1 protein-coding gene is annotated in these 570 nt (G+C 63.2%); it reads right to left on the reverse strand.

Going from position 1 to position 570, the window contains the following annotated elements; genetic code table 11:
- Positions 1-570, reverse strand: a 570-nt coding sequence (locus JI62_RS19470; protein WP_141101343.1) for a sugar phosphate isomerase/epimerase family protein, incomplete at both ends; no start/stop codon positions are given.

Here is a 570-nt window from a genome sequence, read left to right on the forward strand (position 1 = left end):
GTAGGAACGCAGCCCGTCCCGGGCCGTCTGGTCACTGTGGCCCATGCGGAAGACATCGTTAAAGATCTCGTGGGAGAGCGGGCCGTCGTAACGGGTCTCATCCAACATGGCCATGAACTTATCCATCTGCAGCTCGCCCTGGCCGGGGAAGCAGCGGTAGTGGCGACTCCACGACAGGTGATCCATAGAGAGGCGCGGCGCATCGGCGGTCTGTACCAGAAAGATGCGATCCCCCGGAATGCGGCCAATGGTGCCTAGCTCGGTCTGACGGGAGAAGATATGGAAAGTGTCCAGCACCAGGCCGACATTGGGGTGGGCAGCACGGCGTACCACTTCCCAGCTGTCGCGGTAGTCGTGAATATGGCGGCCCCAGGCCAGCGCCTCATAGGCCACGCGCAGGTGTCGCCGCGCGGCACGCTCGCCGAGCTCATAGTAGTCATCGGCGGCACGGCTCAATCCCGGTAGCGAATCAGGGTGGACGGTACTGCACGCCATGAGCAGATCCGTGCCCAGCTCCTCCATCAGATCAAACTTGTGCTCGGCGCGATCAAACGCCCGCTCACGTGCGCG

This window comes from Halomonas campaniensis, assembly GCF_002211105.1.
In the GTDB taxonomy this organism is placed as follows: Bacteria; Pseudomonadota; Gammaproteobacteria; order Pseudomonadales; family Halomonadaceae; genus Vreelandella; species Vreelandella campaniensis_A.